Genomic DNA, 19,913 nt, shown 5'->3' on the forward strand with positions numbered 1-19,913 from the left:
CCCGGCCGCCGACCGGGTCCACCGGGTTTCGGCCGGCGGGCCGGCGGGCCGGCGGGGCTTCGAGGCTCGCTGCGCTCGCACCTCAGCCACCGCGGGCTCAGCGGTCGAACGCGGCCCGCACCTCGGTCTCGGTGAGGCCGTAGTCGGCCAGGTCGTAGCGGTGGGAGGGGGCGCGGCCGCCCTGCTTCTGCTCGCGGTCGATCGCCTCGACCGCGGCCAGCGCCTCGGGCGAGAGGTCGAGGCCGAAGTGGTCGTAGATGCCGCGGACGGTGCCGATCGGGTCGCGCACCAGGTCGGCGAAGGCGACGTCGGCGAACTGCGCGTCGTCGTACGCGGGCCGGGCGTCGTGGTAGCGGTGGTAGGCCCGGGACCAGAGGTCGAGCTGGGTGCGGCCGATGGTCTCGCCGGTGTACGTCGTGGAGTGGCCGGCCGTGGTCTCGGCCGACAGCGAGCACGACGAGGCGATGCACACGACCGGGTCGCGGTGGGTGTGGACCACGAGCGCGTCGGGATAGACCGTCATCAGCGCGTCGAGGGCGGTCAGGTGGGAGGGGTTCTTGAGCACCCAGCGCTTCTCGGGGTCGTTGAGCCCCACCAGCTGGAGGTTCTGGCGGTGCCGGGCGTAGGCGTCGGTCCAGTCCTGCTGCTGCAGCCAGGCGGAGTAGCGCGGGACGTGCGCGAGGGACTCGTAGGAGCTCGACTTGCCGGTCTGGCGCAGCAGCCGCCAGCACTCCTCGACGGTGGTGGCGTCCATGTAGTGGATCCCCATGAAGTCGGGGCTCTCGACGTGGTGCGCGGCGAACCCGGCCTGCATGGCCTGGAAGACCGGGTCGTCGTCCCAGCTCTCGCGCGGCGGCCGCGGCTGGGGGAACTGGGTCAACCACATCTCCAGTCCCTGGGCCGTCGGGTCGGCGTGCAGCAGCCGGTGCAGCGCGGTGGTGCCGGTGCGCGGCAGGCCCATCACGAAGATCGGCCGCTCGACGGGCACGTCGGCGTGCTGGGGGAAGCGGGCGAACGCCGACTGGGTCAGCAGCACCCCGACCAGCGCGCTCTTGACCTCCGAGCGCTGGAAGTAGTTGCCACGCGGCGTCAGCCCGGCCTCCGGCGAGGCGAGGTCGTCGACCAGGACCCGCAGGCCCTGCTCGTGCAGCGTGCTGCCCATCTCGGTGAGGCCCGTGGTGCGCTGGGCCGCGGCGACGATGTCGTCGTAGGACCCGATGTCCGCCCGCTCCCGGGTCATCACGTTCTGCGACTGGTCCGAGACGGTCACGAGTGGAACTCCCCGCAGTCCACGGTCAGCGTCTGCCCGGTCACCGCCGAGGCCAGGTCGGAGGCGAGGAACAGCGTCGCCCGGGCCACCTCCTCCGGCGACGCGAGCCGCTTGAGGTCGCAGGGCGCGGCCTTCTCGGCGTACACGTCGTCGTGGGTGGTGCCGGCCTCGGAGGCCAGCCAGTCGAAGTAGCCCTTGTTGACGTCCTCGTAGATGTACGACGGCGCCACGCTGTTGACGCGGATGCCGCGGGGTCCGAGCTCGGTGGCCAGGGAGTGGGCCAGGTGGGCAAGCGCGCCCTTGGAGAGCTTGTAGCCGGAGTACTCCGGCTGGCTGCTGAACTGCACCGCGCTGTTGAGCATGATGACCGAGCCGTGGGTCTTCTCCAGGGCGTCGGCGAACAGCGAGGTCAGCCGCAGCGGGGCGAAGACGTTGGTCTCGTTGGCCGCGCGCAGGTCCTCGACCTTGATCGTGCTGATCGGGTCCATGGGCGGGATGCCGAAGGCGTTGTTGATGAGGCAGTCGACGCGGCCGAGCTCCTGGACCGTGCGGTCGACCAGGGCCTGGCGGGCAGCCTCGTCGGTGATGTCGGTCGGCACGACGAGCGCGCGGCGGCCGTGGGCGCGCACGACCTCGGCCATCTTCTCCAGGCGGCGCTCGGTGCGGCTGACCAGCACGAGGTCGGCGCCCATCCGGGCCGCCTCCTCGCCCAGCGCCCGGCCCAGGCCGGGGCCGACGCCGGAGAGCACGACGACCTTGCCCTCGAGCAGCGGGGGCGGCGTGAACGCGTCGGCGACGGGGGTGCTGTGGTGGATCGACGTCGTGCTCAACTGATCATCCTTCGGGCGACGGCGCGCTGGCGCGCGGCGATGCGGGCGGCGTGCTGGTCCGGGGTGACGGGCTCGTGGAACGGCAGGTGCTCGACGACCTCGTCGAACGGGACGACGGTCGCGGTGGGTCCGTCGGCGTCGGTGAGGTCGCGCTCGAGGCGCTGCCAGCGCAGCATCAGCGAGCCGCTGCGGTGGCCCGTGGCCTCGAGCCAGTTGGCGATGCCGGGGTCGCGCTCGGACAGCACGAACCGCATGACGCCGTCGGGGTCGGTGACCGCCTGGGCCTTGGTCAGCGAGGTCTGGTGGGTCTCGTAGTCGGTCGAGGCGTACCAGTCGGAGCCGACCTGCACCGCCTGGTAGGCGCAGTCGTCGCAGCGCGGCACCTCGATGAGCAGCGCCTGGTCGTCGTCGAGCTCGTAGTGGCCGATGGAGGAGCGCTGGGAGGCCAGGCCGCCCGGGGTCGAGCGGGGCGGGGTGAGGGTGTTGACCGGCTCCTGCCGCTCGAACCACTTCGGGAACTCGAACCAGGTCAGGATCGACCCGGTGAGCGAGCGCGCGGCGACCTCGTACTTCTTGCGCAGCACCGCCTCGGTGAGCGGCGTCGCCGGTTGGCCGAGGCGGTCGGGCCGCTCGATGGTGAGCGTGCCGCGCTCCTCGGTGTCCCAGTCGTTGAAGACCTCGCGCACGATGAGCGTCCTGGCGCCCGGCTCGGCGGTGAAGGTGAGCTCGAACGTGCCGTCGTCGCGCACGTCGAGCTCGCGGTCGTCGAAGGCCATCAGGTTGGTCGCGGCCGAGGTGGCCGAGTAGGCGCCGCCCATGACCTGGAAGCTCAGGTCGGCGCTCGTGCCGCGGCGGCCCCGGACGACGTAGGTGACGCCCTCGCGCAGGTAGGCGTTGAGGTAGATCGCGTCGGGGTTGTCGAGCCCCTGCCGGGAGAACTGGTGGGTCGGGTTGACGAACAGCGGCCGGTCGAGGTCGTAGTCGAACGCCGTCTGCATGGCCATCCGGATCCGGCCGGCGAGGTAGTCGTAGCCCTCGAGCCGGTCTTGCTCGGTGCGGATGAACGCCGCGTTGGCGATGAGCTCCTCGGCCTCGGCGATGGCCTCCTGGAGCGGGCGGGTCAGGTCGAGCGAGGCGCTGGCCCCGCCGGGCTCGCTCATCCGCCGACCTTGGCGATCACGTTCTCGGCGTACGACTCGAGGTGCTTGACCTTGGTCTCGAGCGGCTCGGTGTCGGGGCCCGTGATGTAGGGGACGCGGAAGCCGACGATGCAGTCGGTGACGCCCTTGTCCTCCAGGCGCTTGACGCCGTCGGGGGTGTAGGCGTCGAAGGAGATGACGTGGACCTCGAACTCGTCGGGGCCGCGGGTGTCGCCCTCCTCGGCGCGGATCTCGGCGAGCCGGGCCAGCAGCCGGTCGAGCTCCTCGCCGTCGCCGCCGGCGTGCATCCACCCGTCGCCCTTGACGACCGCGCGGCGCAGGGCGGCGTCGGCGTGGCCGCCGACGAGCAGCGGGATCTTCTCGGTGGGGGCGGGGCACTGCTTGAGCTCGTCGATCTCGTAGAACTCACCGGAGTAGCCGAACCAGCTCGCCTGCTCGCCCGGCGCGGTCAGCCCGCGCAGGATGTCCATGCACTCGTCCATCCGCTTGCCGCGGCGCGCCCAGTCGACCTGGAGGTTGGCGAAGTCCTCCGGCCACGGGCTCAGCCCGACGCCGAGACCGAGACGGTTGCCGGAGAGGAACGCCAGCGACGAGGCCTGCTTGGCCACCAGCACCGGCGGGCGCACCGGCAGCTTGAGCACGAACGGCGTCAGCCGCAGCGTGGTCGTGTGCGCGAACAGGTGCGCGCACATCACCATCGTCTCGATGAACTCCTTGTCCTCGAGGAACTCCCGGTCGCCGGTGTCGGTGTAGGGGTACGTCGAGTCCGACTCCCGGGGGTAGACCAGCGAGTCCGCCACGGTCATCGAGGTGTAGCCCGCGGCCTCGGCGGCCTGGGCCAGTGGGGCGTAGTGGGAAGCCTGGGTCATCGCCTCGGCGTAGGAGAACCTCACGGGCCGCACACTAGAACGTGTTCCAGTTTTGTGCCAGGGTCCGCACGTGGACCTGCAGGAGATCAGCGACCGCATGGAGATCGCCGACGTCGTCACCCGCTACACGCGGGCCATCGACTCGGGCGAGTGGGACCGGCTCGACACCGTCTTCACCGACGACGCCCAGATCGACTACACCGAGTCCGGCGGCATCCATGCGTCGTACGCCGAGGTCAAGCCGTGGCTGGCCGAGATGCTGCCGGCGTTCTTCCCGCAGCGGATGCACACCATCGGGCAGGTCGAGATCGTCTTCGACGGCCCCGACGAGGCGGCGGTGTGCGCCTACTTCGACAACCCGATGCCGCTGCGCGACGGCCAGGGCGGGACCACCATCGTGGAGATCGGCGGGATGTACCACCACGACGTCGTCCGCACCCCGGCCGGCTGGCGCAGCCGGCGCCTGCACGAGCAGGTCGTCTGGAAGCGCGGGATCTGACGGCGGGAGGCGCGGGGGAGCGGTCGCCGGCGGGCGGGACTTGGGTCGGCGCCCGGCGTCGCCCACAATGACGGCGTGAGTGACCTGCACCCCGGCCAGGACCCGGACGAGGACGACGTCGCGCGGCCCGAGCGTCCCGGCATGGCCGTCGTCTGGGGTCTCGTCGCGCTCGTCGCGGCCGCGGTGATCGTCGGAGGCGTGCTCTCGATCGGCGCCAGCGTCGCGTCCAAGGCCTCCGGCCTGGGCGGCGGTGGCGGCGGGGGCGGCGGCACGAGCACCCAGGCCGAGACCCTCGTCATCCCCGACCCCACCGACACCGGTGGCACGCCCTCGCAGTACATCACCCTGTCCGACCTGCCCGAGCCCGAGACGCCCGACTCGACGTTCTCCGAGACGCCCGAGGCGCCGGAGACCGAGATCACCCTGTCCTCGGCCCAGGCCACAGTCGGCCAGATGCAGCCCATCGACCTCAACGGCACCTACACCGGCGGCGACGGCGCGGTGCTGCGCGTCCAGCAGTTCGAGGCCGGCCAGTGGGGCGACTTCCCGGTGACCATCCCGGTCAACGGCACCGACTTCTCCACCTTCATCCAGACCGGCGCCCTCGGGCCCAACCGCTTCCGCGTCATCGACACCGACACCGGGCTGGCCAGCAACGAGGTCACGGTCACCATCTCGTGACGGCGGTCGCCGCCGCCCCTGCGACGCGGCCGCGGTGGCCTCGGGGCCGGGTCGGACGTCCTGCGTCCTGGCTGCGTGGGCAACCAGCTCGGACGACGTCCCCGTCACCCCACGCCGGCGCCACGGCAGGCCGGCCCCCGCGCCGCTAGGCGCTCGTCCGCGCCCGGTCGGCGCGGCCGACCCACCACCCCGTCCACGCGGTGCCCGCGAGGCCGAGGGCACCGACGGCCAGGGCGGCCACGGCGAGGGGGGCCACGGCGGCCAGGGCGCTGACGACGAGCGGGCCCCCGGAGAGGCCGATGTCGCCGCACAGGCGCCAGCCGCCGAGGAACTGCGCGCGTCCCTCGTCGGGGGCGGCGTCGGCGCCGAGCACCATGACGATGCCGGAGCCGAGGCCGTTGCCGGCGGCGATGAGCACGGCCACGGCCGCGACGCCCGCGGTCGACGTGGCCAGCGGCAGCAGCAGCGACCCGACGGCGACGGTCAGCACGACGGGGACGGCGATGACGACCCGGCCGCGGTGGTCCATCAGCCAGCCGCCGGGGTAGGTGAAGACGATGTCGACGAGTGCGGCGAGCGCGAGGACGAGCGAGGTCGTGCTCGCCGACATCCCCACGTGGTCGGCCCACAGCGGTAGCAGCCCGGTGCGCACCGACCGCGAGGCGGAGATGACCGCGACCACGCTGCCCAGGGTGAGCAGGGTGCGGCGGTGGTCGGCCAGCACCCGCCACACGCGCGGCTGACCGCGCTCGCGCTGCGCCAGGCGGCGGTCCTCCCCGAGGTCGGGCACCCGCCAGGCCAGCAGGGCCGCCGCGGCCGAGCACACGGCGGCGAGCACGAAGACCGCCGGCAGGCCGGCCAGCGGGATGAGCCCCGCCCCCAGCAGCGGACCGACGAGCACGCCGACGCGCGTCGACCCGCCGAGGATCGACAGCGCCCGCGCGCGGTGGCTCAGCGGCACCGCGTCGATCATGAACCCCTGCCGGGCCATCAGGAACGTCGTCCACGTCATCCCGCTGACCACGACCGAGACGGCCAGCAGCGCCACCGTCCCGGCCAGGGCGCCGAGCAGCATGGCTGCGGCGTCGACGAGGCCCGCGGCGACCAGCGCCTTCTTCTCCCCGACCCGCGCCACGACGACGCTCACGGGCAGGGACGCCACGAGCATCCCGACGCCGAGCAGCGCGACCACGGCGGCCGCGGTGCTGACGTCGGCCCCGAGGTCACGGGCACGCAGCGCGAGCACCGGCGTCACGGCGCCGTACCCGGTGGCGCTCACCAGCGTGGGCCCGTACGCCGACAGCGCGACGTCGCGCAGCCGGAACCCGCTCGCGGGCTCGCTCACCACGGGTCGGCGGGGCAGCGGGGCACCGGGCCATCCAACCCCACGGCGGCGGGTGTGGGCGGAGCCGGGGCGTGGCACGATCCGGCCATGTGCCGGCTGGGGATGGTCACCGTGTCGTTCCTCGTGGCGCTGGGCGTGGCCCTGGTCCCGACGCTCACCGGCTGCGGGACCGACCGGGAGGCGTCGTCGGCGGGTGGCCCCGCGTTCGTCGGTGGCGGCCGGGCCGACCAACGTCCGCTGGAGCTGCGCCGGGTGCTGGCCAGCGACGTGTCGCCCCTGTGTGCCGACGTCGCCGGCTCGGGCGGTCCCGGCGGGCCGGCCTGCGACCGGGAGACGCTGCTCGCCCTGGACTGCGCCGACCCCGGTGCGCCGGTGCCGGCCGAGGAGGTCAGGTACGCCTGCGAGCCCGGGCGGGAGGCGACCGAGGGTGTGCCCCCTCATCCCCCGGTCCGGTTCGCCCTCGCCCCGGCCGACGTCGTCGGCGGGGTCGAGGGGGCCGGGTACGTCGCGAAGGGCACCGACACCTGGGCCGTCGACGTCGACCTGGGCGAGGCGGCAGCCGAGCAGGTCGCCGCGCTCTCGGAGGGGCTGGCGAAGGGGCCGGACGGCGACACCGTGGCGTTCGTGCTCGACGGTGTGGTGCTCGCGGCGCCGTACTCCACCCAGACCGTCAGCGACGGCCGGCTGCAGATCAACGGGGGCTTCACCGAGGACCGGGCCCGCGAGCTCGCCGCGGCCATCGCGGCCGGCGGCTGACCGCCCCACCTCGAGCCCGCGCCCGCGATGCCCCGCTGTCAGGGTCGCGTGGTGACCGGGACCGGTGGGACCGGTGGGGCCACGGCGGGTGCGAGCGGAGCGGTCGGCGCCGTACGCCGCTGGCCGGCCAGGACGCCGCCCAGCACCAGGGCCATGCCGAGGGCCTGGACCCACCCGAAGGCCTCCGCGGCGAACGTGACGCCGAGCACGGTGCCCGTCACCGGGTTGAGCAGCCCGACGAGCGAGACCGCGCCGGCGGGCAGGCGGGACAGGCCGCGGAACCAGCAGGTGTAGGCGAGCACGGTGCCCGCGCCCCCGATCCACAGGAAGCCGCCGACGGCGGGCAGGTCGAGCGCCGGCGGCGCGCCCTCGACGAGCAGCGCGACGGGCAGCAGCAGCAGCCCGCCGGCGAGGAACTGCCAGGACACCATGGTGAGCATCGAGACGCCCTCGGGGCGGCCCCACTTCTTGACCAGGACGAAGCCGAGCGCCGAGACGGCCACCGAGCCGAAGGCGCCGGCGAGGCCGAGCGCGGTCACGCCGTCGGGGGAGCGCAGCACGAGCAGGCAGACGCCGGACAGGCCGACCAGCGCCGCTCCCACGCGTACGACGCCGGGCCGCTCGTGCAGCAGGGGCAGGGCCAGCGCCATCACGGCCAGCGGCGAGGCGGCCTGCACGGTGGCGGCCAGGCCGCCGGGCAGGTGGTAGGCGGCCAGGAAGACGAGGGGGAAGAAGAGCCCGATGTTGCAGGCGCCGAGGGCGGCGGCCCGCAGCCACCACTGCCGGGTGGGTGGCAGCCGGCGGACGACCAGGAGCAGCAGGAGGCCGGCGGGCAGGGCGCGGACCAGCGCGGCGAACAGCGGCCGGTCCGGCGGCAGCCACTGCTCGGTGACCAGGTAGGTCGTGCCCCACGCGAGCGGGGCGACGGCGGCGACGAGGGCCGGTCGCAGGCTGTTGTCTTCCACGGAAGACAAACTATCTTCCGCGTGAGATACCGTCCAGCCCGTGACCGACCACGGCGTCCACAGCGACCACGTCGCCCGCCTCCTCGAGCAGTGGCGCGTCGAGCGACCCGACCTCGACGTCTCGCCCATGGGCGTCATCGGCCGGCTGCACCGGCTGGCCGCGCGGCTCGACGAGGAGCTGCGCCCGGTGTTCGCGGCCGCCGGCCTGGCCGCGGGCGACTTCGACGTCCTGGCGGCGCTGCGGCGCTCCGGGGCGCCGTACGAGCTGACGCCGGGTGAGCTCGGCGCGACCACGATGGTCACCTCGGGTGCGGTGACCAAGCGGGTCGACCGGCTCGTCGCCGCGGGCCACGTCGAGCGGCGCCCGTGTGCCGACGACGCCCGTTCGCGCCGGGTCCGCCTCACCGCGGGCGGGCTGGTGCTGGTCGACCGGCTCGTCGAGGAGCACGTCGCCAACGAGCACCGGCTCCTGGACGCGTTGGAGCCCGGCGAGCGGGAGGCGCTCGCCGGGCTCCTGGCGACGTGGGCGCGGGCGCTCGAGGGATTCGAGCGACCCGCCTGAGATCAGCCGGGGGTCACTCCGGTACGTAGTCGAACTGGTCGGGGTTGGGGCCGGTGCGGCCGTCCTCGCCCTTGTCGAGGCCGCTGATCGCGCCCATCTCGTCGTCGGTCAGCTCGAAGTCGAAGATGGCGAAGTTCTCGGCCATCCGCTCGGGCGACATCGTCTTGGGGAAGACGATGTCGCCGCGCTGCACGTGCCAGCGCAGCGTGACCTGCGAGGCCGTCTTGCCGTGCGCCGCGGCGACCTTGCCGATCGTCTCGTCGTCGAGCACCGCGCCCTGCGCGATGGGCGACCAGGCCTCGACGAGCGCACCGTGGCGGTGCGAGGCCGCGCGGGCCTCGTCGTTGAGGAAGAACGGGTGCGCCTCGATCTGGTTGACCGCGGGGACGACGCCGGTCTCGGCCACGATGCGGTCGAGGTGGGCGGGCTGGAAGTTGGACACGCCGACCGACCGGGCGCGGCCGTCGGCGACGAAGGAGACCAGGGTCCGCCAGGTCGAGACGTAGTCGCCGTCGTACAGCGTGGGCAGGGGCCAGTGGATGAGGAACAGGTCGATCTGCTCCAGGCCGAGCTTGGCCAAGGTCTCGTCGAAGGACCGCTCGGCGTCGTCGGGCCGGTGGAAGCCGTTGTTGAGCTTGCTGGTGATGAAGAGCTCGTCGCGCGGGATGCCGGAGGAGGCGATCGCGACGCCGGTCTCCTGCTCGTTGCCGTACATCTGCGCGGTGTCGATGTGGCGGTAGCCGGCCTCGAACGCCTTGGTGACGGTGTCGGCGGTCTGCTCCGGCGGCACCTGGAAGACCCCGAAGCCGAGCTGCGGGATGGTCGTGCCGTTGTTGAGGGTCAGGTTCGGAACGGTCGTAGCCATACCTGTGACCACACCACGCGGCCGCGGGTTGTTCCCAGACCCGGACGGATGAGGCCCGGGTCACAGGTCGAGCAGCAGGACGGCGGACGCACCGACGCGGGCCACGGGTCGGAAGCCCGCGCGTTCGTAGAGCCGGCGCGCCCGGTTGCCGTCGGCGACGCTCAACGACAGCGCGCACACGCCGCTGCGCCGGGCTCGCTCGACCGCTCCGTCGACGAGCAGGCGGCCGACCCCCTGGCCCCGGTGGCCGGGCAGCACGGCGACGGAGAGCTCGGGCACGTCGGTGGCGACGAAACCGTAGCCCGGTGCGTCGGCCGGGAACAGGCGCCACCACAGCGCGCCGACCGGCTCGCCGGCCACCTCGGCCACCACGCCCCCGTCCCCCGGCCGGGGCCACGCATCGACGTACCGGGCGAGCTCGGGGGTGGCCAGCACGTCGGCCGCTGCGAGGGTGCCGGTGCCCGCCCAGTCCACCGCCTCGACGAGCGCGTCCAGGAGGACGTCGCGGTCGGCGGCGTCGGCGTCGCGGAGGTGGGCCGTCACGGGGCCGCCAGCCCGGCGCACGACCGCAGCCGTCGTACGTCGTCGAGAACCGCCTGCGCCTCGGCGTCGCGCAGGGGTGCGGGCAGCCCGTCGGCCCCGGTGCGTGCGGGCGCCCGGTCGACGGCGACGACGCGAGCCCGGCCGCCCGGGGCCGTGGGTGGGCGGACCGTGAGGGTCAGCGTCGTGGTCGTCGAGGGCGTGTACCAGGCGTGGTTGCCCAGGCCGTAGGCCACGTACGCCGGGCCGAGCCGCCCGTCGCCCTGCAGCACGTGCGCGTGCGAGCCGACGACGACGTCGGCCCCGGCGTCGACGAGCCGGCGGGCCAGCGAGCGCTGCCGGTCGTCGGGGCACGACTCGCCCTGCACGCCCCAGTGCAGGTAGGTGACCACCACGTCGGCGCCGCGGTCGGCCGAGCGGACCGCGGCCAGCAGCCGGGTGGGGTCGAGGGCGTCGGCCGTGCCGGGCCGGTCGTCGGTCGCCGCCCACTGGCCGGTCGGGTCGGCGGTGGGGTCGGCGCCCGCGACGGTCGCGCCGAGCACCGCGACCCGGCTGCCCCGCACCTCCCGCACCGCCGGGGCGAAGGCCTGGGCGGCGTCGCGGCCGACCCCGACGACGTCGAGCGGCGGGTCGGCTGCGGCTGCCGCGCGGGCGGCGGCCAGGGTGCCGTCGGGCCCGGTCAGCACCCCGCGGCCGACGTCGAGGGCGTGGTTGTTGGCCATCGTGGCCACGTCGACGCCGGCCGCGGCGAGGGCGGTCAACGCCGCCGGAGGAGCGGTGAAGACGAAGCGCTTGCCGGGCTCGGGACGCCCGCCCCGGCCGACGGACGTCTCGAGGTTGACCACGGCGAGGTCGGCCTCGGCCAACGCGCCGAACGCCGGCGCGAGGGTGGTGGCGGGGTCGGCCTCGAGCCGGGCGCGCAGCGGGCCCTCCAGGTGGACGTCGCCGGCCACGGCCAGGGTGAACGGGCGCGGGCGGGGCTGGGGCGTCGGGGGCGCGGCCGGCGTCGTGCTCGGGCCCGGGCTCGGGGTGGCGGTGGGGCTCGGACCGGCGTCGGGGTCGGGCGCGGGATCGGTCGAGCAGGAGCCGGCGAGGGCGGCGGCCACCAGGACGGCGGCTGCGCCGCGACGCCTCATCGCAGCCAGCCCAGCACGATCCGCCCGACCCGCGCCAGCTGCTCGCGCTCGACGACGGCGGGCACGTCCTGGGGGCTGTGGTAGCCGGCGTACGGCGTGGAGCCGAGGCGCGCGGCGGGCAGCCCGTCGTCGGTGAACGACTCGTGGTCGCTGGAGGTCTCGAACGCCTGCTCCTCGGTCGGGACGCCGGCCCGGCGGGCGGCGGCGAGCAGCTCGCGGCTGACCGCGTTGGCCTCGCCGACGGTCTGCACGGGCACGACCGACCCGACGCCGACCCGGTCGAGCGAGACCATCCCGCGCAGCCCGCGTCGCTCGGCGGGGGAGAGGGAGGCGACGTACGCCTTCGAGCCGTAGTGGTGGGCGTCGCCGGGCCCGCGCGGCTCCTCGGACCCGAACAGCACGAGCGTCACCGGCAGCCGTGCCCGGCGCTGCTCGAGCGCCTCGGCCACGGCGAGCACGAGCCCGACGCCGGAGGCGTTGTCCTCCGCGCCCGGGGCCTGCGGCACGGTGTCGAGGTGGGCGCCGACGAGCAGCCACGGCCCACCCGGACGCGCCTCGCCCTGGGTGGCGACCAGGTTGACCGACGGCCCGGCCTCGACGGGCACGCCCCACGACACCCCGGCCGGGGTGGAGAACCGCTGCCGCCGCACGGTCCAGCCGTACGACGCCAGCTCGCCCTCGGCCCAGGCGGCCGCGCGGCGGTAGGCCGCGGTGTGGCCCGGTCGGGGGCCGACCTCGCCGGCCAGGTGCGCGACCGCCGCCACCGCCGTGGCGGGTCGCAGGTCGTCGGGGGAGACCCGGGTCGGCCGCGGAGCGGGCTCGGGTGCGGGGGGCGTCGTCGGGGTCGTCGTCGGTGTCGCGAGCCCGCTCGGTGGTCCGGCGACGGGGAAGCCGTCGAGATCGTCGTCGGGGCCGGAGCAGGCAGACGCCGTCAACCCGAGGGCGAGGACGAGACCTGCGGCGCGGCGCATGCGCCGATGGTCGCAACCCTGGTCAAGCGGTGGGGACCGCTCAGGCGGGCACCAGCGCGTCGGCGAGGGCGAGCTCGGCCAGCAGCTCGGCGTGCGCGACGGCGGAGTCGACGAGGGGGAGCGGGGCGTCCTCGGCCCCGACGAGCAGCCCGATCTCGGTGCAGGCGAGCACGGCCGCGTCGGCGCCGCGGGCCTGCAGGTCGCGCATCACCTCGACGTACGCCGCCCGCGACTCCGGGCGGAAGACGCCCTGGGTGATCTCGTCGAAGACGACCCGGTCGACCAGCTCGCGGCCGGCCGCGTCGGGGACGACGACGGTGATGCCGTGGCGGGCGAGCCGGTCGGCGTAGAAGGTCTCCTCCATCACCCAGCGGGCGCCGAGCAGGCCGAGGGTGGTCCACCCGTGGCGCTGGGCGACCGCGGCCACGGCGTCGGCGATGTGCACGGCCCGGGCGCCGCGGGCGGTGGCGGCGGCCTCGAGGGCGGCGAAGTTCTTGTGCATCAGGTTGGTGCACAGCCCGACGACGTCGGCGCCGCCGGCGACGCACCGCCCGGTGGCCTCGGCGAGGAGCCGGGCCGAGCCCTCCCAGTCGCCGCGCACCTGGCAGTCGCGCACCTCGGCGAAGTCGAGGGACTGCAGCGAGACGCGGGCCGAGGCGTGGCCGCCGAGCCGGGCCGCGACGACCTCGTTGACGATCCGGTAGTAGGTGGCGGTGGAGTGCCAGGACATGCCGCCGACGAGGCCGATGGTCTGCATGTCCCCCAGGTTGGCGGACCGCGGGGCCAGAAGGAATCCCCGACCTCGTAGGAGAAGGCATAACCTGAGCTTGTGGCCCTCGACCCTCGCCGCCTCCTCATCCTGCGCGACGTCGCCCGCGCCGGGTCGATCAGCGCGGCCGCCCGCACGCTCGGCTGGACCCAGCCGGCGGTGAGCCAGCACCTCGCCCGCCTCGAGCGCGACGCCGGCGCCCCGCTGCTGCTGCGCGGCCCGGGCGGCGTCACCCCGACCGAGGCCGGTGAGCTGCTGCTGCGCCGGGCCGACGTGGTCGCCGCCGAGCTCCACGCCGCCGAGGAGGAGCTCGCCGCGCTGACCCAGCTGCGGGCGGGGCGGGTGCGCCTCGTCGCGTTCCCGTCGGCCGCCGCGACCCTGGTGCCCGAGGCCGTCGGCGCCCTCGCCGCGGCCCACCCCGACGTCACGGTCGGGCTGGAGGAGGCCGAGCCCCCCGAGGCCCTCGCGGCCGTGGCGAGCGGCGACGCCGACCTCGCGCTCGTCTTCGGGTACGACGGACCGCCGGCCGGCCTCGGCCCGCTGGTGTGGCAGCGACTGCTCGACGAGGCCGTCCACCTCGTCGTGCCCCCGGGGCGGCGGGGGCCCGGCCGCCGCGGCCTGGCCGCGCTGGCCGCCGACGACTGGATCGGCGGCTGCGTGCGCTGCCGCACGCACCTGGTCGAGTGCTGCGAGGCGGCGGGATTCACCCCGACCGTGCGGCACACCACCGACGACTACGTGGTCGTGCAGGCCCTGGTCGCCCGCGGCCTCGGCGTCACCGTGCTGCCCGCCAGCGCCCTCGCCGCCTACCGGCACCCGGACGTGCAGGTCGTGCCGATGGCCTCGCTCGGCCGCCGCCACGTCGGCCTCGTCCACCGGCCCGGGGCCGACGGTGTCCCGGCGACGGCCGCCCTGGTGGCCGAGGTGCGGCGGGCGGCCCGCGACACGGCCTAGGGTCGCGGCGTGGCGCGTCGTGGGTGGGTCTCGGCCGAGGTGGGTCCGGAACGGTGGGTCCGGGTGGTGGTCTTCGACGAGCTGCCCGGCTTCGCGCGGACGCTCTCGGACACCCGGACCAACCTGCGCCGGTCGGTCCTGGCCCTCGCGGTGGTCGCCGTGGGCTTCGGCCTCGGCAGCCTGCTCGGCAGGACGGGCCATCCGGAGCTCGCCGTCGTGCCGTACGCCGTCGCCCTGGTCGCCCTGGGGTGGGGCGCCTTCCACGCCTACCGGGCCCGCTGGCGCAACGACCAGCAGGCGCTGGACGACGCCGCGCAGGCCCGGGCCGAGCGCGCCCGGGGCGAGCGGCCGCGGAGGGCTCCCGGGGCGCCGGTGTTCAAGCGGGCCTCATCGGCCGCCGAGATGGGCTCCTGGCTGGTCGGGGTGACCACGGTGGCGGCCGCCGACGTCGTCGACGTGACGGTGGCCGACGACCCGACCCGCGGCGACCACCGGGTCGCCACGGTCCGGCTCGCCGACGGCGCCGTGCGCGCCTACACCTCGCCCGACCGGTCCCTCGAGCGCCTTCTCGCGGCGTTCGGGCGGGGCGTGGGCCGGGGGTGAGCACCGTCGAGGTGCGCCCGTTCGAGGACGACGACGCCCCAGCCGTCGCGCGCGTGGCCACCGCCGTGCAGTGGCCCTCGCTGACCGAACCGATGGCCTCGCTCGGCCGCCGCCACGTCGGCCTCGTCCACCGGCCCGTGGCCGACGGCGTGCCCGCGACCGCCGAGGTCGTCCGCCGCCTGGTCACTGCGGTGCGTGTCGGCCGACCGGCGGCGGGGTAGGTCGGGACACGTGGCTCTCGACGACCCCGCCCCCGTCTCCCGCACCGCGATCGCCGTGGTGGCGGTCGTCGGCCTCCTCGTCCTCGGCTGGGGCGTCGTCGGCCTGTGGACCTCGCCGGCCGTCGACCGCGTCACCGGCGCCGCTCCCGACGAGCGGGTCGAGGCCACGTGCGCGGCGGTGATGGCCTCCCCGGGTGACGGCGGGGTCGTCGAGACCCGCCGTGACGGCGAGGTGGTCGATCCGGACCTCGACGTCGAGGGTGACGGCGACCCGCGGATCAGCCGCGACGTCTTCGGCTCGACGGTCGCAGCCTCCTGCGACCAGGCGCGGGGCCGGCGGACCGCGGTGGCCCTGCAGGCGGGACTCGCGGGCGGTGCCGTGCTGGTCGTCGCGGGCAGCCTGGCCCGGCGTCGTCGGGAGTACCTCGCCTGAGGGGTGGGAGTGCGGCGGTCCCCGTCCGTACCGTGCAGGTCGTGAGCACGGTCGAGGTGCGCCCGTTCGAGGACGACGACGCCCCGGCCGTCGCGCACCTGGCCATCGCCGTGCAGTGGCCCTCGCTGGCCGACCCCGAGGTGGTCGCGCGCGTGTGCACCGCGCCCGGGTCGGCGGCGCACGTCGCGACCTGCGGCGAGCACGGCGTGGTCGGCTGGGCGCAGGCCCTGGGCGACGGGGTGCTGCAGTCGCACCTGTCCTTCCTGGCCGTGCGGCCCGACCACCGTCGCCGCGGCATCGCCCGGCTGCTGGTCGTGGCGACGTTCCAGGCCACCGGGACGCTGCGGATGGACCTCGTCACCGACGCCGCCGGCGACGCGGAGGGGTTCTACGAGCGGTTCGAGCACACGCGGATGGGCGGGTTCCGGATCTACCCGGGCGCCTGAGCGGGGTCTTCCGCTCCGGTCGGGGACGTCGGGGACGTCATGCGCCTGGGTGCCTCCGGTCGCCGCCACGTATGACGAAGACCACACCTCGCGGTCCCACCACGACCGGAACAACCCTGACCGACCACCCGTTGTGCCCTGTGCAAGACTTGAGCCATCCAGACTCAACTTGTCTGACTCCCCATCACGTAGGAAGCACGGAGGACACACCATGGCACGAGCTGTCGGCATCGACCTCGGCACGACCAACAGCGTCGTCGCCGTCCTGGAGGGCGGCGAGCCCACCGTCATCGCCAACGCCGAGGGCGCACGCACCACGCCGTCCGTCGTCGCCTTCGCCAAGTCGGGCGAGGTGCTGGTCGGCGAGGTCGCCAAGCGCCAGGCCGTCACCAACGTCGACCGCACCATCCGGTCGGTCAAGCGCCACATGGGCACCGACTGGTCGCAGAAGATCGACGACAAGTCGTTCACCCCCCAGCAGATCTCCGCGTTCGTGCTGCAGAAGCTCAAGCGCGACGCCGAGGCCTACCTCGGCGAGACCGTCACCGACGCGGTCATCACCGTGCCGGCGTACTTCTCCGACGCCCAACGCCAGGCCACCAAGGAGGCCGGCGAGATCGCGGGCCTCAACGTGAGCCGCATCGTCAACGAGCCGACCGCGGCCGCGCTGGCCTACGGCCTCGACAAGGGCGACGACCAGACCATCCTCGTCTTCGACCTCGGTGGCGGCACGTTCGACGTGTCCCTGCTCGAGATCGGCGAGGGCGTCGTCGAGGTCAAGGCGACCTCGGGCGACAACCACCTCGGTGGCGACGACTGGGACAACAAGGTCGTCGAGTGGATGGTCACCAAGTTCAAGAACTCCAACGGGGTCGACCTCGGCGCCGACAAGATCGCCAAGCAGCGCCTCCAGGAGGCCGCGGAGAAGGCGAAGATCGAGCTGTCCTCCTCCTCGGAGACCACGATCCACCTGCCCTACATCACCCACGGCGAGTCCGGCCCGCTGCACTTCGAGGAGCGGCTGACCCGCAGCGAGTTCCAGAAGCTCACCGCCGACCTGCTCGAGCGCACCAAGAAGCCCTTCCAGCAGGTCCTCAAGGACGGCGGCGTCGCGGTCTCCGCGATCGACCACGTCGTCCTCGTCGGCGGCTCGACCCGCATGCCCGCGGTGACCGAGGTCGTCAAGGAGCTGCTCGGCGGCAAGGAGCCCAACAAGGGCGTCAACCCCGACGAGGTCGTGGCCATCGGTGCCGCGCTCCAGGCCGGCGTCCTCAAGGGCGAGGTCAAGGACGTCCTGCTGCTCGACGTCACCCCCCTCTCCCTGGGCATCGAGACCAAGGGTGGCGTGATGACCAACCTCATCGAGCGCAACACCACGATCCCGACCAAGCGCTCGGAGATCTTCACCACCGCCGACGACAACCAGCCGTCGGTCGAGATCAAGGTCGCCCAGGGCGAGCGCCAGATGTGGGCGCAGAACCAGCCTCTCGGCAACTTCGAGCTGACCGGCCTCCCGCCGGCCCCGCGCGGCGTGCCGAAGATCGAGGTCACCTTCGACATCGACGCCAACGGCATCGTGCACGTCTCGGCCAAGGACCAGGGCTCCGGCAAGGAGCAGTCGATGACCATCTCCGGTGGCTCGGCGCTGGGCAAGGACGAGATCGACCGGATGGTCCGCGAGGCCGAGCAGTACGCCGAGGAGGACGCCAAGCGTCGCGAGGCCGTCGAGGCCCGCAACCAGGCCGACCAGCTGGTCTACACGACCGAGAAGTTCCTGGCCGACAACGGCGACAAGATCCCCGAGGACGTCACGACCGAGGTCCAGGCCGACGTCGACGCCCTCAAGACGACGCTCGAGGACGCCGAGGCGTCGCCGGAGTCCATCAACGCCGGCGTCACCAAGCTCAACGAGTCCAGCCAGAAGATGGGCGCCGCGATGTACGCCGCCGCCGAGGCCGACCAGGCCGCGGCCGGGGGCACCACGGGTGCGACCGGTGAGGCCGACGACGACGTCGTCGACGCCGACGTGGTCGACGCCGAGGTCGTCGACGACGAGAAGGCCGAGGGCGAGAAGTGACCGAGACCCCTCAGCAGCCCGAGCAGCAGCCCGAGCCGGTCGAGGGGTCGCTCCAGGACGAGGCGGTGGCGGCGGCCGAGGCGGCCGCCACCGCTCCGGACGGGTCGGCGGCCACCGGCGTGCCGGAGGGCCAGGTCGGGGCCGAGACCGAGGTCGAGGCCCCGCTCGACCCCGCGGTGCCCGAGTCACCGGGCGACCGGCTCGTGCTGGCCGAGCGACTGGCCGAGGAGCGGCTGGCCGACCTGCAGCGCACCCAGGCCGAGTTCATCAACTACAAGCGGCGCACCGAGCGCGACCGCGACGTCGTCGTCCAGAACGCGAAGTTCAGCGCGCTGGCCCCGATCGTCGAGGTCCTCGACAACATCGACCGGGCCCGCGAGCACGGCGAGGTCGAGGGTGGGTTCAAGTCGGTGGCCGAGCAGCTCGAGCGGGTCGTCGCGGCCGCCGGCCTCGTCAAGTACGGCGAGCCGGGCGACGCCTTCGACCCGACCCGGCACGACGCGCTGAGCCACCTCGGCACCGACCCCGAGGTCACCGTGACGACGTGCAAGGTCGTCGCCAAGGCCGGCTACGCCATCGGCGAGCGGGTCGTGCGCGCGGCGCAGGTGCTCGTCGTCGACCCGGAGTAGACCCCGGGACCGGACAGGAAGAGACAGGGAGAGGAGGAGGGATGGCTGACGACCAGGGCTTCCGGCCCGACTGGGCCCAGAAGGACTTCTACGCCGTGCTCGGCGTGGGCAAGGACGCCTCGGCCGCCGACGTCAAGAAGGCCTACAAGAAGCTGGCGCGGGACAACCATCCCGATGCCCACCCCGACGAGCCGGCCAAGCTGGAGAAGTTCAAGCAGGTAGCCGAGGCCTACGACGTCGTCGGCGACCCCGACAAGCGCGCCAAGTACGACGAGATGCGCCAGCTCTACGGCTCCGGCGGCGGGTTCCGCGGCTTCGGCGGCGGCGGTGGTGGTGCCGGGGGTGGGTCGTTCAACCTCGACGACCTCCTCGGCGACCGCGCCCGCGGCGGGGGCGGCGGCTTCGGCGACATGTTCGGAGACCTCTTCGGCGGCGGTGGGGCCGGCGGTCGTCGTACCCAGCAGCAGGCGCGGCGCGCCACCAAGGGTGCCGACGTCGAGACCTCGGCGACGATCTCCTTCACCGACGCCCTCGACGGCGTGACGATCTCGCTGCGGCTGACCTCGGACTCCGCGTGCCCCACCTGCTCGGGCACGGGCGGCAAGCCCGGCACCAAGCCGCACATCTGCCCCGAGTGCGAGGGCGCCGGGTTCGTCGTGCAGTCGATGGGCGGCGCGTTCTCCATCAACGAGACCTGCCCGGCGTGCGGAGGCCGCCAGCTGGTCTACGACGAGAAGTGCCCCACCTGCCACGGCAGCGGCCGCGGCACGTCGGCCCGCACCATCCAGGCCCGCATCCCCGCGGGGGTGAAGGACGGCCAGCGGATCCGGCTGCGCGGCAAGGGCGGCGCCGGAGAGGGCGGCGGCCCGGCCGGCGACCTGTACGTCGCGGTCAAGGTCCGGCCCCACCGCGTCTTCGGGCGTGCGGGCGACAACCTCACCCTCGACGTCCCGATCTCCTTCGACGAGGCCGCCCTCGGCGCGGAGGTCACGGTGCCCACCCTGGGCGGCGCGCCCGTCACCCTGCGGCTGCCCGCCGGCACCCCCAACGGCCGCACCTTCCGGGTCCGCGGCCGCGGCGCCACCAAGGCCGACGGCACCCGCGGTGACCTGCTGGCCACGGTGCAGGTGCAGGTGCCCGCGGTGCTCGACCAGGCCGCCCGCGAGGCGGTCGAGGCCTACCGGGCCGCGACGGCCGACAAGCCGTTGCGGGCGGGGTTGTTCGAGGAGGCGTGAGGCGGCCGTGAGCGCGATGACCCCGGGCCCTGACACCCCGATCCAGTGCACCCCACGACGCCCCCCGGCTCCCCCGCTTCGCTCCTCCACCGGACGA

23 protein-coding genes are annotated in these 19,913 nt (G+C 74.3%); 12 read left to right on the forward strand and 11 right to left on the reverse strand.

Annotated elements, in window-relative coordinates; translation table 11 throughout:
- Window positions 1-97: 97 nt before the first annotated feature.
- From FJQ57_RS16275 to FJQ57_RS16290, 4 genes are read right to left on the reverse strand one after another with little or no spacing between them, the layout of a single operon-like run.
- The gene (locus FJQ57_RS16275; RefSeq protein ID WP_246081855.1) at window positions 98-1,270 is read right to left on the reverse strand and encodes a sulfotransferase family protein; all 1,173 of its coding nucleotides are present in this window, start codon (window positions 1,268-1,270) and stop codon (window positions 98-100) included.
- Window positions 1,267-2,100, reverse strand: coding sequence for an SDR family oxidoreductase (locus FJQ57_RS16280; protein ID WP_246081856.1), 834 nt, complete (start codon window positions 2,098-2,100; stop codon window positions 1,267-1,269). The genes FJQ57_RS16275 and FJQ57_RS16280 overlap by 4 nt, the downstream gene beginning before the upstream one ends.
- Complete coding sequence (locus FJQ57_RS16285) at window positions 2,097-3,260, reverse strand: hypothetical protein (protein WP_139982342.1); 1,164 nt, start codon at window positions 3,258-3,260, stop codon at window positions 2,097-2,099. The genes FJQ57_RS16280 and FJQ57_RS16285 overlap by 4 nt, the downstream gene beginning before the upstream one ends.
- Window positions 3,257-4,153 carry a TIGR03619 family F420-dependent LLM class oxidoreductase gene (locus tag FJQ57_RS16290; RefSeq protein ID WP_139982345.1) on the reverse strand — a complete coding sequence of 299 codons (897 nt, stop codon included), beginning with the start codon at window positions 4,151-4,153 and terminating at the stop codon, window positions 3,257-3,259. The genes FJQ57_RS16285 and FJQ57_RS16290 overlap by 4 nt, the downstream gene beginning before the upstream one ends.
- Window positions 4,154-4,199: 46 nt before the next feature.
- Here FJQ57_RS16290 and FJQ57_RS16295 point away from each other — a divergent pair, with 46 nt between their 5' ends.
- Both FJQ57_RS16295 and FJQ57_RS16300 read left to right on the forward strand, forming a co-directional pair.
- A complete protein-coding gene (locus FJQ57_RS16295) occupies window positions 4,200-4,628 on the forward strand; it encodes a nuclear transport factor 2 family protein (RefSeq protein WP_139982348.1) in 429 nt (142 codons plus the stop codon).
- A 75-nt stretch (window positions 4,629-4,703) separates the two neighbouring features.
- On the forward strand, window positions 4,704-5,309 hold the full coding sequence (locus tag FJQ57_RS16300) for a hypothetical protein (RefSeq protein ID WP_139982351.1): 606 nt from the start codon (window positions 4,704-4,706) through the stop codon (window positions 5,307-5,309).
- 145 nt (window positions 5,310-5,454) lie between these two features.
- Here FJQ57_RS16300 and FJQ57_RS16305 read toward each other — a convergent pair whose 3' ends face one another.
- Window positions 5,455-6,654, reverse strand: a complete 1,200-nt coding sequence (locus FJQ57_RS16305; RefSeq protein ID WP_246081857.1) for an MFS transporter — start codon at window positions 6,652-6,654, stop codon at window positions 5,455-5,457.
- An 87-nt stretch (window positions 6,655-6,741) separates the two neighbouring features.
- On the opposite strand from FJQ57_RS16305, the gene FJQ57_RS23385 reads away from it, so the two are divergent.
- Entirely contained in the window at window positions 6,742-7,410 is a 669-nt protein-coding gene (locus FJQ57_RS23385) for a SecDF P1 head subdomain-containing protein (protein WP_246081858.1), read from the forward strand.
- A gap of 38 nt (window positions 7,411-7,448) precedes the next feature.
- Here the strand turns inward: FJQ57_RS23385 and FJQ57_RS16315 are convergent, their stop codons facing one another.
- Entirely contained in the window at window positions 7,449-8,375 is a 927-nt protein-coding gene (locus FJQ57_RS16315; RefSeq protein WP_246081859.1) for an EamA family transporter, read from the reverse strand.
- Between the two features lie 40 nt (window positions 8,376-8,415).
- Between FJQ57_RS16315 and FJQ57_RS16320 the strand changes: the two genes are divergently transcribed.
- Window positions 8,416-8,937, forward strand: a complete 522-nt coding sequence (locus tag FJQ57_RS16320; protein ID WP_246081860.1) for a MarR family winged helix-turn-helix transcriptional regulator — start codon at window positions 8,416-8,418, stop codon at window positions 8,935-8,937.
- 13 nt (window positions 8,938-8,950) lie between these two features.
- On the opposite strand, the gene FJQ57_RS16325 is transcribed toward FJQ57_RS16320, so the two are convergent.
- Genes FJQ57_RS16325 through FJQ57_RS16345 form a run of 5 tightly spaced genes read right to left on the reverse strand, consistent with a single transcriptional unit; the run spans window position 8,951 to window position 13,206 of the window.
- Window positions 8,951-9,802 carry an aldo/keto reductase gene (locus FJQ57_RS16325; protein WP_139982364.1) on the reverse strand — a complete coding sequence of 284 codons (852 nt, stop codon included), beginning with the start codon at window positions 9,800-9,802 and terminating at the stop codon, window positions 8,951-8,953.
- 60 nt (window positions 9,803-9,862) lie between these two features.
- A complete protein-coding gene (locus FJQ57_RS16330; RefSeq protein WP_139982367.1) occupies window positions 9,863-10,345 on the reverse strand; it encodes a GNAT family N-acetyltransferase in 483 nt (160 codons plus the stop codon).
- Entirely contained in the window at window positions 10,342-11,478 is a 1,137-nt protein-coding gene (locus FJQ57_RS16335) for a CapA family protein (RefSeq protein ID WP_139982370.1), read from the reverse strand. Before FJQ57_RS16335 ends, FJQ57_RS16330 begins: the two co-directional genes overlap by 4 nt.
- Window positions 11,475-12,449, reverse strand: coding sequence for a M28 family metallopeptidase (locus tag FJQ57_RS16340; RefSeq protein ID WP_139982373.1), 975 nt, complete (start codon window positions 12,447-12,449; stop codon window positions 11,475-11,477). Before FJQ57_RS16340 ends, FJQ57_RS16335 begins: the two co-directional genes overlap by 4 nt.
- A gap of 40 nt (window positions 12,450-12,489) precedes the next feature.
- Window positions 12,490-13,206 carry an aspartate/glutamate racemase family protein gene (locus tag FJQ57_RS16345; protein ID WP_139982376.1) on the reverse strand — a complete coding sequence of 239 codons (717 nt, stop codon included), beginning with the start codon at window positions 13,204-13,206 and terminating at the stop codon, window positions 12,490-12,492.
- 72 nt (window positions 13,207-13,278) lie between these two features.
- On the opposite strand from FJQ57_RS16345, the gene FJQ57_RS16350 reads away from it, so the two are divergent.
- The 8 genes from FJQ57_RS16350 to dnaJ all read left to right on the forward strand — a co-directional run bounded on the left by FJQ57_RS16350 (window position 13,279) and on the right by dnaJ (window position 19,816).
- On the forward strand, window positions 13,279-14,172 hold the full coding sequence (locus FJQ57_RS16350; protein ID WP_139982379.1) for a LysR family transcriptional regulator: 894 nt from the start codon (window positions 13,279-13,281) through the stop codon (window positions 14,170-14,172).
- 9 nt (window positions 14,173-14,181) lie between these two features.
- On the forward strand, window positions 14,182-14,775 hold the full coding sequence (locus FJQ57_RS16355) for a hypothetical protein (protein WP_139982383.1): 594 nt from the start codon (window positions 14,182-14,184) through the stop codon (window positions 14,773-14,775).
- Window positions 14,772-14,996: a hypothetical protein gene (locus tag FJQ57_RS16360; RefSeq protein ID WP_139982386.1), complete on the forward strand. Its 225-nt coding sequence runs from the start codon at window positions 14,772-14,774 to the stop codon at window positions 14,994-14,996. The genes FJQ57_RS16355 and FJQ57_RS16360 overlap by 4 nt, the downstream gene beginning before the upstream one ends.
- A gap of 10 nt (window positions 14,997-15,006) precedes the next feature.
- Entirely contained in the window at window positions 15,007-15,429 is a 423-nt protein-coding gene (locus FJQ57_RS16365) for a hypothetical protein (protein ID WP_139982389.1), read from the forward strand.
- A gap of 41 nt (window positions 15,430-15,470) precedes the next feature.
- A complete protein-coding gene (locus FJQ57_RS16370; protein WP_211349005.1) occupies window positions 15,471-15,875 on the forward strand; it encodes a GNAT family N-acetyltransferase in 405 nt (134 codons plus the stop codon).
- Between the two features lie 211 nt (window positions 15,876-16,086).
- Window positions 16,087-17,952, forward strand: a complete 1,866-nt coding sequence (gene dnaK, locus FJQ57_RS16375; protein WP_139982392.1) for a molecular chaperone DnaK — start codon at window positions 16,087-16,089, stop codon at window positions 17,950-17,952.
- Complete coding sequence (gene grpE / locus FJQ57_RS16380; protein WP_246081861.1) at window positions 17,949-18,581, forward strand: nucleotide exchange factor GrpE; 633 nt, start codon at window positions 17,949-17,951, stop codon at window positions 18,579-18,581. Before dnaK ends, grpE begins: the two co-directional genes overlap by 4 nt.
- 41 nt (window positions 18,582-18,622) lie before the next feature.
- The gene (dnaJ, locus tag FJQ57_RS16385; RefSeq protein ID WP_139982395.1) at window positions 18,623-19,816 is read left to right on the forward strand and encodes a molecular chaperone DnaJ; all 1,194 of its coding nucleotides are present in this window, start codon (window positions 18,623-18,625) and stop codon (window positions 19,814-19,816) included.
- Window positions 19,817-19,913 lie beyond the last annotated feature (97 nt).

The sequence above is a fragment of the Nocardioides litoris genome (assembly GCF_006346315.1).
In the GTDB taxonomy this organism is placed as follows: Bacteria; Actinomycetota; Actinomycetes; order Propionibacteriales; family Nocardioidaceae; genus Nocardioides; species Nocardioides litoris.

Excerpts from the sequence above, each read along its gene's own strand:
- FJQ57_RS16285 (WP_139982342.1), bottom strand. The coding sequence starts at position 3,260 with ATGAGCGAGCCCGGCGGGGCCAGCGCCTCGCTCGACCTGACCCGCCCG.
- FJQ57_RS16340 (WP_139982373.1), bottom strand. The coding sequence starts at position 12,449 with ATGCGCCGCGCCGCAGGTCTCGTCCTCGCCCTCGGGTTGACGGCGTCT.
- dnaJ (WP_139982395.1), top strand. The coding sequence starts at position 18,623 with ATGGCTGACGACCAGGGCTTCCGGCCCGACTGGGCCCAGAAGGACTTC.
- FJQ57_RS16325 (WP_139982364.1), bottom strand. The coding sequence starts at position 9,802 with ATGGCTACGACCGTTCCGAACCTGACCCTCAACAACGGCACGACCATC.
- FJQ57_RS16345 (WP_139982376.1), bottom strand. The coding sequence starts at position 13,206 with ATGCAGACCATCGGCCTCGTCGGCGGCATGTCCTGGCACTCCACCGCC.
- dnaK (WP_139982392.1), top strand. The coding sequence starts at position 16,087 with ATGGCACGAGCTGTCGGCATCGACCTCGGCACGACCAACAGCGTCGTC.
- FJQ57_RS16335 (WP_139982370.1), bottom strand. The coding sequence starts at position 11,478 with ATGAGGCGTCGCGGCGCAGCCGCCGTCCTGGTGGCCGCCGCCCTCGCC.
- FJQ57_RS23385 (WP_246081858.1), top strand. The coding sequence starts at position 6,742 with ATGTGCCGGCTGGGGATGGTCACCGTGTCGTTCCTCGTGGCGCTGGGC.